This is a genomic window from Halomonas dongshanensis, assembly GCF_024790395.1.
GTDB lineage: Bacteria > Pseudomonadota > Gammaproteobacteria > Pseudomonadales > Halomonadaceae > Vreelandella > Vreelandella dongshanensis.
Genome location: NZ_JAJISC010000002.1, coordinates 131,052 through 142,850, shown reverse-complemented (window position 1 = coordinate 142,850; position 11,799 = coordinate 131,052). Strand labels below are relative to the sequence as shown.

Below are 11,799 nucleotides of genomic sequence, written 5' to 3'. Positions count from 1 at the left end.
CTTCGCTAGAGCCAGAGCAATTTTTCCGGACGCTTAGAAGTGCGAGCCTATCGATTCAAAGCCTCCTGGCCCTAAACGATTCTCACAACTGATCACCCACTAGAACGACCACGACCTAGAACAAAAAGACCACCACACTCCCTGGAGAAACACGCCATGAAAAATAATACGTTGAAAAAAATCGCCTGCGCTCTACTGATCACTCTCCCTGCAGTGGCCTCAGCCCAGACCTACCCGCAAGGATCAATCGAGTTCATCGTTCCCTTCTCAGCCGGGGGCGGCACGGACTTCGCCTCGCGAGTATTGACCGAAAAGATGGCCGAACAGCAAGGCTGGAACTTCATCATTGAAAACCGTGGCGGTGCTGGCGGCAACATCGGTCTATCTCAGTTGACCCGGGCAGCGAACGACGGTCATGTGCTGGCCATGGGCCAGACCTCCAATATGGCCATCAACCCAACCCTCTATGCCAACATCCCCTACGACGCCTTAACCGATTTCACGCCCATCGCTTTGGTTAGTTCCCAGCCAATGGTGGTAGCGGTCTCCGCACAGTCCTCCTACAACGACTTCGAAGCCCTGATCGAGGCCGCCCGTGAGAATACGGGCAAGGTCTCCATGAGTACTCCCGGAGCTGGCACGGTAAGTCATTTATCCATGGAGGTGTTCAGCAGCCGAGCGGACATTGAGTTTATGCACATACCATATCCCGGCGCTGCCCAAGCAGTAACGGACGCTATTGGAGGACATGTGGATTTCGTGGCAGCGAGTTTGCCGAGCGTGCTTTCCCACATTCGCTCTGGCTCGCTCAAGGCGCTGGCGGTTACCTCTCGCGAGCGCAGCAATGCACTGCCGGAGACGCCATCAGTGGCCGAGCTTGGATACGAAGGCTTCGAGGCATCGGACTGGAAGGCGGTGGTCGGCCCTGCAGATATGGCCGACGAGCTCGTCGCCACCCTCAACGCGGCGGTCAACGAAGCGCTGCAGGACGAGCGCCTGCGCAACACGATCGAGAACGAAGGCAGCACCATCGAAGGTGGCACCGCCGATGAGTTCGCCAATTACCTACAGGCCGAGCACGCGCGTTGGGCTGACGCCGTCATCGCCTCGGGCGCCACCGTTCAGTGATTGTTCCGGGTCGTGCGGTAAGCCGCTCGACCCGACGGGAGATCTCATCATGCTGAACCGCGATATCGTCGATATCTTCACCGGCCTGGGGTTGGCCGTGCTCGGCCTAGTCATCGTCCTATACGCCTCGAGCCACTATCACCTGGGAACACTTCAGCGCATGGGCCCAGGCATGGTGCCCATGGGCATCGGCGCGATCATCGCCTTGCTGGGAGCGGCACTGGCCGGTGGGGGTATGCTGCGACCTCGGGTCGCTCTACCCAGTATTGAGTGGCGTCCGCTGCTCGCCATCCTTGGCGGCATTCTGACCTTCGCCGTGGCCGTTCCTCGGATGGGTCTTGCTCCGGCCATCGCCGCCATGACCTTGGTAACTAGCTTGGCTGACCGCCAACTGCGTCTAAGGACGGTGGGACTTCTCATCGTCTTTCTCGTCCTCGCCGCCGTCGTGATCTTTCGTTTGGCGCTGGGCATGAACATCCCGATCGTCAGGTGGGCCTTTTAATGGATCTCTTCGGCAACCTCGGCCTTGGCCTACAAACCGCCCTCTCCCTCACCAACGTCTTCTACTGTTTCGTGGGGGTGTTTCTCGGCACCCTGCTCGGAGTCATTCCCGGGATCGGCGTGCTGGCCGCCATTTCCATGCTATTCCCCATCACCTTTCACATGGAGCCGACCTCAGCGCTGATCATGCTCGCCGGTATCTGGTACGGCACCAGTTACGGCGGCAGCACCGCCTCGATTCTGCTCAACGTTCCCGGCACGCCGGCCAATGCGGTGGTCTGCCTGGACGGCTACCCCATGGCTCAGCAAGGCCGGGGGGCGGTGGCGTTGTTCATGACCACCATAGCTTCCTTCGTCGGCGGCTCCATCGGCATAGTGATCCTAACTCTGTTTGCGCCGGTCATCGCCCAGTATGCGCTAAGCATGGGCTCCGCGGAGTACTTCTCGCTGATGTTGCTGGGCTTGGTCGCCGCCACCGGCATCGCCGACGGCTCTGCGGTAAAAGGGTTCGTCATGGTGATGCTCGGGATATTTCTCGGCGGTATCGGCACCGACGTGTATACCGGCACCCAGCGCTTCGCCTTCGGCATTCCTGAACTGGGCGACGGCATCAGCCTCGTGGCCCTTGCCATGGGGGTGTTCGGCGTGGCCGAGCTGATCATCAGCGTTGGCAGCGTCAAGGGCAAGCGCTTCGAATCCTCCGACTTGACCCTGCGGGCGATGAAGCCCACCCGAGACGACATGAAACGTTCCTGGCGCCCTATGCTGCGAGGCTCCGGCATCGGTTCCTTCTTCGGCGCGCTACCGGGCACTGGCCCGTCCCTGGCGGCATTCATCGCCTACGCTATCGAAAAGCGCACCGCCCGGGAGCCGTCCCGCTTCGGTAAGGGCGCCATCGAAGGCATCACAGCCCCAGAATCTGCCAACAATGCCGCAGACCAGACTTCCTTCATCCCCACCCTGGCGCTCGGTATTCCCGGCAGCCCCACCATGGCACTGATGCTAGGCGCTCTGATTATTCATGGCATTACGCCAGGTCCCGGCCTGATGACGGAGCAGCCCAGCCTATTTTGGGGGCTGGTGATGAGCTTCTGGATCGGCAACGTTCTGCTCGTGATTCTCAACGTACCTTTGATCGGCATCTGGGTGCGCTTATTGGCCGTGCCCTACCACTTGCTCTTCCCAGCAGTCCTGATGTTTATCTGTCTGGGTACTTACAGTGTTAACAACAGCACATTCGATGTCCTGCTAGTCATGATATTCGGCGCATTGGGAGTGGGCATGCGCAAACTCGCTTTCCCCGCTGCCCCCTTGATACTGGGCTTCGTGCTAGGGCCGATGATGGAGGATCACTTCCGACGTGCCATGCTGCTATCGTCTGGAGATTTCGCAACTTTCGTCCAACGCCCCATTAGCGCAACGCTACTCGCTATAGCAGGTGTACTGATACTGTGGAGCATCATTTCAACAGTTCGGTCACGACGTCTCTCTCTCTAAGCATACTCTTCAATGGAAATGAGCGAGGCAAAGAGAAACAGTATGCCTCGCTCATAATACCTGCGTTATTTCCATCAAAAGCTACGCCCTTGCCAAAGCGCGCAGACGTTCATCGCGCACACACTGCTCAGCCTACCGGTTAGCGAAATCTGGCGTCTGTGCTTGTTTCAGCAAGTACCGACGGGCGTCTTCCAGGCGCATCACTTTGAGGTTCTCGGCATCACGCGTGCGTCGCACGCTGTGAGGCATCACCTCGCCTCCAGGGCACCGACTATCGCTTATTTTTGGTGGATGGGGTCGAAGAGGTTTGATCGCGGCCCGACATGTGGTGCAAAGAAAGCATAGTGTTGATGCGCACGGCGTCGTAGAGTGGAATCCTATGGTCGCAGCAAAAACAGGAGACAACGTTGTCTATTTCATATCCTCTACCCGACAGCGAAGAAAAACGTCTTCAAGTGTTAGCCGAGTACCATATGATGGACACCCCGGCAGAAGACGACTTCGATCGCTTGACCCACTTGGCGTCATGCCTTTTCGACGTGCCCATCGTACTGGTCACGTTACTCGATCGGGATCGTCAATTCTTTAAGTCCAAAATTGGGTTCGACGTTTGTGAGACGAGCCGAGAGGTCTCTTTTTGCACTCATGCGATTATGCAAGACGACACAATGGTCATCTTCGATGCACTGAAAGACGCGCGATTCTCCACCAATCCTCTCGTTCTAGGATATCCCTTTATTCGTTTTTATGCTGGTAAGCCACTAAAATCGCCGGCGGGTGAAAACATAGGAACCGTTTGTCTTATCGATACCAAGCCAAGACAGGAGTTCACGGACAAAGATAGGAAAAACCTTGCTGATTTGGCGGCACTGGTCATGGACCGCATGGAGTTAAGGCGACTAGACTTCGTCAAGTCGATCAATCAGGCCCGTTTTGAGAATATCGCCGCTACTTCCCCCGACGCGATCATCTGTTCTAACTCCGAGGGTGGTATTACGTTTTGGAACCGCTCCGCTGAGAGAATTTTCGGATATAGCGCACAAGAAGCCGTTGAAAAAACCACCGAAATCATTGTGCCAGATAGCTGGCGGGTTATATATGAAGACGAATTAAAGCGTCTGAAGCAGGGTTGCAAACTGAAGCTTGCCGACCGAACCGTCGAACTTTCTGGCTTGCGTAAAGATGGTAGCGAATTTCCTGCTGAATTCTCCTTGTCCACGTGGAACGAGGGCGACAGCACCAGCGTCGGCGCTATCGTGCGTGACATCACGGAACGACGCCAAAACGAAGAACGTCTTTTCCGGCTTGCGTCTCTCGACGCGCTCACAGACCTTCCTAACCGCAGCGCTTGGCGCGAACGCTTGAATCAAACGTTGGCGGCCAACCTGCCTGCGACGGTACTGCTACTCGATTTAGATGGTTTCAAAGAGGTCAATGACACTCTGGGGCACTCTGCTGGCGATGCTGTTCTTAAAAGCGTAGCACAGCGTCTTAAAAGCACGTGTACTGATGCCATCATGGTGGCGAGACTTGGCGGCGACGAATTTGTCGCACTGATTCCAGGCAATGATGAACGTCAAGCCAACGCTATCGCCTCTCGACTCGTTGCCGCCATCACGGATCTCTATGAATTTTCGGGACAAACAGTGGAAATCGGTGTCAGCATTGGCGTCTCTTTCTCGCCCCAACACAGCACCACACCCGAGGAGTTACTGGGATCGGCCGACCTAGCACTCTACAGAGCGAAAGCGACGGGAAAGGGGCACTATGAAATATTCGAGCCTTCACTACGCGAAGTGGCCACCGCACGACGCGCTTTTCAAAAAGAGTTACGCAACGCCTTCGAGCATGAGGAGTTCGAGCTTTACTATCAACCCCAAGTCTCGACTTATGATCGTCGACTCTTAGGCGCCGAGGCTCTCTTACGCTGGAATCATCCAGGCCGTGGGCTATTAACGCCAGACACCTTTATCGAAATACTGGGGCAAAAATCCTCAGCCGTAATGGTCGGAGAATGGATTTTGCGCTCGGCTTGCCAACAGGCAGCCCAATGGCGAAACATCATTCCCGACTTTACCATAGGGGTTAACTTATTTGAGTCACAGTTTCGTTCTGGATCTCTTCCCCAGACCATTCATGACATTTTAGATGAGTACCATCTCCCCCCTGAAGCACTAGAGCTTGAACTCGTAGAAAACATTTTACTACACACCGATGCAAAGACACTGAAACTGATATATGACCTACGCGATATAGGCATTGGCCTTGCCTTTGATGATTACGGCACGGGTTTTGCCTCACTCAGCCTTCTCAAGAAATTCCCTGTTACCCGTCTGAAGATAGATCGCTCGTTTATTCGGAACGTAACGACATCGAGTGAAGACGCCGCCGTGGTCAAAGCAATACTGTATCTCGCACGTAGTTTCGACATGAGTGTCATCGCAGAGGGCGTTGAAAATGAAGCTCAGCTTTCCTTTCTAAAAGAACACCACTGCCTAGAAGCACAGGGGTATCTTTTTGGCCGCCCTGTTCCCGCAAAAGATTTTATCTTACCGACGCAATAGAGCCACTTCAGAATAAATCTACCCAGCTGAATGTCTATAAAAAACTTGCAACAGGGTAAGCTCGATGCGTTTCCATTGACCTCTTTCGAGTCCACTGACGGCCTCCTTGTGCCATAACAAGATGCTGCGAGTAGTTCCCGTAACGCTCCGCTTGTCGGAATAGTCTTTCCAAGCGTTATTTATATAGCCCAGCATCAGCACTAGCGGCATCGGTCCTATCTGCATAGAGCTTAATCGCCAGTCTCCGGTTTCCCTCTCTATGGAGAGGGAGCGAAGCGGCAATGACGGTATCGTTCATCAAGATGAGCGCCGCTGAGTGTCAGTAGTATCCCGCCGTTCGGAGACACAGCGGCGTGAAGTTCACTCATATGTTCATCTCAGCCGCTGGCTTCATCCCGACTAAAGCGCGCAGGCGTTCATCACGCTCGCGCTGCTCGGCCTGCCCCTCGAGGCAGTCCGGCGCCTGAGCCTGCTCCAGCAAGTAGCGGCGAGCGTCTTCCAGGCGCATCACGCCCAGGTCTTCGCCGTCGCGGGTGCGCAGCGCCACTTCGCCGGCTGCCGCTTCCTTGGCGCCGACCACCAGCAGGAAAGGTACGCGCTGCAGGGTCTGCTCACGGATCTTGTAGCCGATCTTCTCGTTGCGCAGGTCGTGCTCGACACGCAGGCCGGCGTCCACCAGCCACTGGGCCACGTCGCGGGCATAATCGGCGTGGGCATCGGTGATTGGCAGCAGCACCGCCTGCACCGGCGCCAGCCACACCGGCAGCTTGCCGGTGTAGTGCTCGATGAGAATACCGGTGAAGCGCTCCAGCGAGCCGAACAACGCGCGGTGCAGCATCACCGGGCGCTGCCGCTGCCCCTCTTCGTCGACGTAGTCGATGCCGAAGCGTTCGGGCAGGTTCATGTCCACCTGCAGGGTGCCGCACTGCCAGTCGCGGCCGATGGCGTCGCGCAGCACGAACTCCAGTTTGGGCCCGTAGAAGGCGCCCTCCCCCGGGTTGATCTGGTACGGCAGGTTCATCGCGTCCAGCGCCTGCACCAGGGCGCCTTCGAGAGTGTCCCAGGTGGCTTCGCTGCCCATGCGGTTGGCCGGGCGGGTGGAGAGCTTGATGCGCACGTCGTCGAAGCCGAACTGACGGTAGATGTCCAGGGTCAGCGCCACCACTTCGCGGCATTCGGCATCCATCTGCGCCGGGGTGCAGTAGATGTGCGCGTCATCCTGGGTGAAATGGCGCACGCGCAGCAGGCCGTGCAGCGAGCCGGACGGCTCGTAGCGGTGCACCTTGCCGAACTCGCCCATGCGGATCGGCAGGTCGCGGTAACTCTTCAGGCCATGACGGTAGAGCAGCACGCTGCCGGGGCAGTTCATCGGCTTGAGCGCCAGGGCGCGCCCGTCCTCGGTTTCGGTGGTGAACATGTGGTCGCGGTAGTTCTGCCAGTGCCCAGAAATCTGCCACAGGCTGCGGTCCATCACGTCCGGGGTGTTGACCTCGATGTAGCCCGCGCCATCGTGGCGGCGACGCATGTAGCCGATCAGCTGCTGGAACAGCGTCCAGCCGCGCGGGTGCCAGAACACTGCACCGGGAGCATCTTCCTGGAAGTGGAACAGATCCAGCTCGCGGCCCAACTTGCGGTGGTCGCGCTTCTCGGCTTCTTCGAGGCGCTGCAGGTAGGCCTGCAGCGATTTCTTGTCGGCCCAGGCGGTGCCGTAGATGCGCTGCAACTGCTCGTTCTGCGCATCGCCGCGCCAGTAGGCGCCGGACAGTTTGGTCAGCTTGAAGTGTTTGAGAAAGCGTGTGTTGGGCACGTGCGGGCCCCGGCACATGTCGACGTACTCCTGGTGAAAGTACAGGCCCATGGCCGATTCCTCGGGCATGTCGTCGATCAGCTGCAGCTTGTAGTCCTCACCCCGTGAGGCGAACAGCGCGATGACCTCGTCGCGCGGGGTCATGCGCTTGATCACGTCGTAATCGCGCTTGATCAGCTCGCCCATGCGCTGCTCAATGGCGGCTAGATCCTCGGGGGTGAAGGGCCGCTCGTAGGCGATGTCGTAGTAGAAACCGTCGTTGATCACCGGGCCGATGACCATCTTCGCCGTGGGATAGAGCTGCTTGACCGCGTGGCCGATCAGGTGGGCGCAGGAGTGGCGGATGATCTCCAGGCCCTCGTCGTCGCGAGGGGTGATGATCTGCAGGCTAGCGTCGTGGTCGATGCGCTCGCAGGCGTCCACCAGACGGCCGTCGAGGCGCCCGGCCAGGGTGTTTTTCGCCAGGCCCGGGCCGATGGCAGCGGCGACTTCGGCCACGGTGACCGGTGCGTCGAAGGTGCGCTGCGAACCGTCGGGTAGCGTCAGGGTATTGCGGTGGTTACTCATTAAAAGCTCACTCCTAAAAAGGGCTTACTGATGTCTGGAGCGGGTGGCCTGAAACAGGTGACTTAACCAGGTGCGCTCCCGGCGGGTACCGAGCAGCACGCGGCTGAGCGCGGTCAGGTGGGGGAACTCCACCAGCATGCCGATCACCAGGGCGGCGTAGATCAGCGGCTGGCCGGGCAAAGCCGCCATGGTCACGGCAAGCATCAGCGGCGCATTGCGTGCGGCGGTGGTCATGCTCAGCAGGGCGTGCTCGGGGTAGTCGAAATGCAGCAGGCGGCTGAGCGCTTCACCGAGCAGGAAGGTCAGCACGAAGAAGATGAACACCGCCAGCAGCACCCAGGCGAACACGCCGCGGTGTTCGAGGATCACCGCGATGTTGCCGACGAAGATTTCCAGTACCAGCAGGCCGATCAGCCAGGGCAACAGTTGATCGACCCGGGCCAGTAAGGCCTCGAAACGCTCGCCGCCCAGCAGCCAGCGCAGCACCTGATGGGCGGCAATGGCCAGCAGCAACGGCTGCAGGAACCACTGCAGCAGCGTGCTGCCCAGGGCGCCCGCCTCCACCGCCACGGCCTGCCCGGCGAACAGTTGTAGATAGAGTGGGTAAAGCAGCAGTTGCACCAGCATGTTCAGCGGAATCAGCGCCGTTCCCAGAGCGACGTTGCCCTTGGCCAGCCGGGTGAAGTCGAGAAACCAGTCGGTGCAGGGCGACATGAAGTAGATCACCAGGCCGACCATGAACAGCGGATGGTGGCCAAGCAGCAGCCAGGCCACGGCGTAGCCGATCAGCGGAATCAGCACGAAGTTGGCCAGCAGCGCCACGGCGAAGAAACGCAGGTTGCTCGCTGCCTGCAGCAAGGCGCCAAAACGCACGCCAAAGAACAGCAGCGCCACCAGGCTCAGCAGCGTGGGGTCGACCCAGTCGCCCAAGCGCTCGCCGGTGTCCGGCGCGAAGTGCCCCAGGGCGGAGCCGAGGGCGATGGCCGCCAGCAGGATCAGTGAGGTGAAGGAGACGCCAGACGCCTTGAGCGTCAGCATTGGCAGCCCTCGCAACATTCTGCATTACCGAACGGCCCCCAACTGCCCGGCTCCTGCCCGGCATGTTCGAGACTCAGCCGCGCGGCGATCTCTTCGGCAATCAGCGCGAAACGCTGGCGGAACTTGTAGATGAAGCAGTAGATGAGCGGCTCGTGGCGCACCTGCGGGCCGACCAGAAACAGCCCCGGCGTGCGCAGCGACTCGTCGCGCTCGCTCAGGCGAATGCGGCCGCTCTCATCCCATGACCAGAAATCGGCAATCTGCGTGGCGCCGCCGCCCTTGAGGAAGCCGGTACCGAGTATCGGTGGCGTCTGGCTGTCCCAGTAGCGGCCGTCGGCAGCGTGAATACGTGCCCCGCCGCCTGCGTCGGCACTGACCTCCACCACGTCGGCGCCGTAAATGATCTGCAGCGCGCCGCTGGGCTGCAGGTCACGCAGGCGCTGCTGGCTGTAAGGCGACAAGGCCACGCTGGGGTCGTGTACGCCGGGTTGCTCCCAGGTGGCACGGCGCACCAGCAGGCGCACCGAGTGGCCCAGGCGCACCAGATTCACCACCGTATCCACGCCGCTTTCGTAGCCGCCGATCACCGTGTAATGGCCGGGCTCGAGGGCCTGCCAGTCGGCCACGTTGGCGTAGTGCAGGCACCACTGTCCGCCCGGAAAGGGATTCAGATCAGGGAACTGGTATTCGCCGCAGGCCCAGATGACGAAGCGCGCTTCGTAGTCGCCCTGCTCGGTTTCAAGCTCGAAGTAGCCATCGTGGCGGCGGGTCACGTCCAGCACCTTGCACTGGCAGGTGATCGAAAGCTCGGCTGCCTCGGCAACGAAGCGTAAATACTCGGCGTACTGCCGGCCGCTCAGATGCTCGGCCCCGACGGCGAGTGCCGGTGACGTCACGGCGTCGACGGCGTTGAGATCGGCCAAGCCGAAAGGATTGCTGTAGAACGACGGGGTGATGAAACGGGTCTGCGCGGGCCAGCGGTGAAACGACTCGCCGATGCGCCCGCTCTCCAAAATTTCATACTCGATGTCGGGTACGGCCTGCAGCGCTCTGGCCATACCGATACCGGCCGCCCCCGCGCCTACGATCACTACATCGACACTACGCATCGGCGCCCCCTGTCGTCTTGAATGTCACACTCTGGTTTTGACGCTCACTGCTCATATGAGCGCCTCCGTGCGTGGTTTGAGCTTTGAGCCCGAGGCGCCGTCTTGGATGTCGAAACCAAGCGCTGCCAGTTCGTCGCGCAGGGCGTCCGCCTTGGCGAAGTCACGCTTTTGCCGCGCCTGCTCGCGTGCGGCCAGAAGCCTTTCGGCCTGGGCGATTTCATCTGTGCGCTCTGCACCGCTTTCTCCAACATCCCGTTCTGCGTCAGCGTTATGGAGCAGCCCGAGCAAACTCGCCGAGGCCAACAGCCGAGCTTTGGCTTCGGCTTGCTGCGCGTATGTTTCAGCACTATCGAGAGTGCGCACTAACTGCTGTAGCCGAGTTAGGGCGGCGGAGACGTTCAAGTCGTTACGCAGCGCCGCCAGCACGTCGGCATCGGCGCCGATGCCAGGCGTGGGGGCAACATCGGCTACTTTTCGCAACGTGGTGTAAATACGCGCCAGCGTTTTACGCGCGGCCTCGAGACGGGCGGCGTTCCAGTCCAGCGGCCGCCGGTAGTGGGTCGAGAGCAGGGCCAATCGAATCGCCTCACCCGAGGCCTGCGCCAGTAAGTCGCGCACCAGCAGCACGTTGCCCAGCGATTTGGACATCTTCTGCCCATCGACGGTGACGAAGCTGTTGTGCACCCAGGTGCGGCAGTAGAGCCCACCGTGGGCGCAGGTGCCCTGGGCGATCTCGTTTTCGTGATGGGGAAAAATCAGGTCCTGGCCACCGCCGTGAATGTCGATGGTGTGGCCCAGGTGCTGGCCGATCATCGCCGTGCATTCGACGTGCCAGCCCGGCCGACCCCGCCCCCAGGGGCTCTCCCAGCCGGGCTGCTCGTCGGTCGAGGGCTTCCACAGCACGAAGTCCAGCGGGTCGCGCTTGTAAGGTGCAACTTCCACTCGGGCACCCGCGAGCATGTCTTCCGGGCGACGCCCCGAGAGATGGCCGTACTCCGGGTAGGAGGCCACCTCGAAGAGCACGTGCCCTTCGACCTCGTAGGCGTGACCGCGCTCGACGAGCGTCTGCACCAAGGTAATGATGTCATCGATATGCGCCGTTACGCGCGGCTCGACGTCGGGAGTAAGCACGCTCAGCGCCTGCATGTCCTGGTGGTAGGCATCGATGTAGCGCGAGGTGATACTGCCGATGGAAACACCGGCGGCCGCCGCGGCAGCGTTGATTTTGTCGTCTACGTCGGTGAAGTTGCGCGCGTACACCAGCTCGCGGTAATCGTGGCGCAGCAGGCGTGCCAGCACGTCGAATACTACGGCAGGCCGTGCATTACCAATATGCGCATAGTTGTACACCGTCGGCCCACACACGTAGAGCGTGACCCGATCCGGCCTTTCGGTTTGCAGCGGCTCCTTGGTGCGCGTCAAGGTGTTATGCAACAGGATGTGGGTCATACCAGGTGCTCCTGAAGGTACTTCCAAAAGAGTCTTTTACGAGGCTTGTATAAAAGAGGGCGGCCGGGGCATCGATACCCACAAGCAACGGCAATGCCACTGCGGTTCGGCCGATGAGCGAGATAAACGGTATTCAGAG

The 11,799-nt window shown here is 59.7% G+C and carries 8 protein-coding genes; 4 read left to right on the top strand and 4 right to left on the bottom strand.

Translation table 11 applies throughout. From position 1 onward, the window contains the following. The first annotated feature begins 156 nt into the window (after window positions 1-156). The 4 genes from LLY24_RS04185 to LLY24_RS04170 all read left to right on the top strand — a co-directional run bounded on the left by LLY24_RS04185 (window position 157) and on the right by LLY24_RS04170 (window position 5,690). Complete coding sequence (locus tag LLY24_RS04185) at window positions 157-1,128, top strand: Bug family tripartite tricarboxylate transporter substrate binding protein (RefSeq protein ID WP_259035025.1); 972 nt, start codon at window positions 157-159, stop codon at window positions 1,126-1,128. 49 nt (window positions 1,129-1,177) lie between these two features. Continuing rightward, complete coding sequence (locus LLY24_RS04180; RefSeq protein WP_259035024.1) at window positions 1,178-1,630, top strand: tripartite tricarboxylate transporter TctB family protein; 453 nt, start codon at window positions 1,178-1,180, stop codon at window positions 1,628-1,630. Continuing rightward, window positions 1,630-3,126, top strand: coding sequence for a tripartite tricarboxylate transporter permease (locus LLY24_RS04175; protein ID WP_259035023.1), 1,497 nt, complete (start codon window positions 1,630-1,632; stop codon window positions 3,124-3,126). The genes LLY24_RS04180 and LLY24_RS04175 overlap by 1 nt, the downstream gene beginning before the upstream one ends. 407 nt (window positions 3,127-3,533) lie before the next feature. Beyond that, window positions 3,534-5,690: a sensor domain-containing phosphodiesterase gene (locus LLY24_RS04170; protein ID WP_259035022.1), complete on the top strand. Its 2,157-nt coding sequence runs from the start codon at window positions 3,534-3,536 to the stop codon at window positions 5,688-5,690. Between the two features lie 364 nt (window positions 5,691-6,054). Here the strand turns inward: LLY24_RS04170 and thrS are convergent, their stop codons facing one another. Genes thrS through cysS form a run of 4 tightly spaced genes read right to left on the bottom strand, consistent with a single transcriptional unit; the run spans window position 6,055 to window position 11,660 of the window. After that, window positions 6,055-8,064, bottom strand: coding sequence for a threonine--tRNA ligase (gene thrS / locus LLY24_RS04165; RefSeq protein ID WP_259035021.1), 2,010 nt, complete (start codon window positions 8,062-8,064; stop codon window positions 6,055-6,057). A gap of 24 nt (window positions 8,065-8,088) precedes the next feature. Then, window positions 8,089-9,102 (bottom strand): arsenic resistance protein, encoded by a 1,014-nt coding sequence (locus tag LLY24_RS04160; protein WP_259035020.1) that lies wholly within the window; start codon window positions 9,100-9,102, stop codon window positions 8,089-8,091. Then, on the bottom strand, window positions 9,096-10,211 hold the full coding sequence (locus tag LLY24_RS04155; RefSeq protein WP_259035019.1) for an NAD(P)/FAD-dependent oxidoreductase: 1,116 nt from the start codon (window positions 10,209-10,211) through the stop codon (window positions 9,096-9,098). Before LLY24_RS04155 ends, LLY24_RS04160 begins: the two co-directional genes overlap by 7 nt. 51 nt (window positions 10,212-10,262) lie before the next feature. Further along, the gene (cysS, locus tag LLY24_RS04150) at window positions 10,263-11,660 is read right to left on the bottom strand and encodes a cysteine--tRNA ligase (protein ID WP_259035018.1); all 1,398 of its coding nucleotides are present in this window, start codon (window positions 11,658-11,660) and stop codon (window positions 10,263-10,265) included. Window positions 11,661-11,799 lie beyond the last annotated feature (139 nt).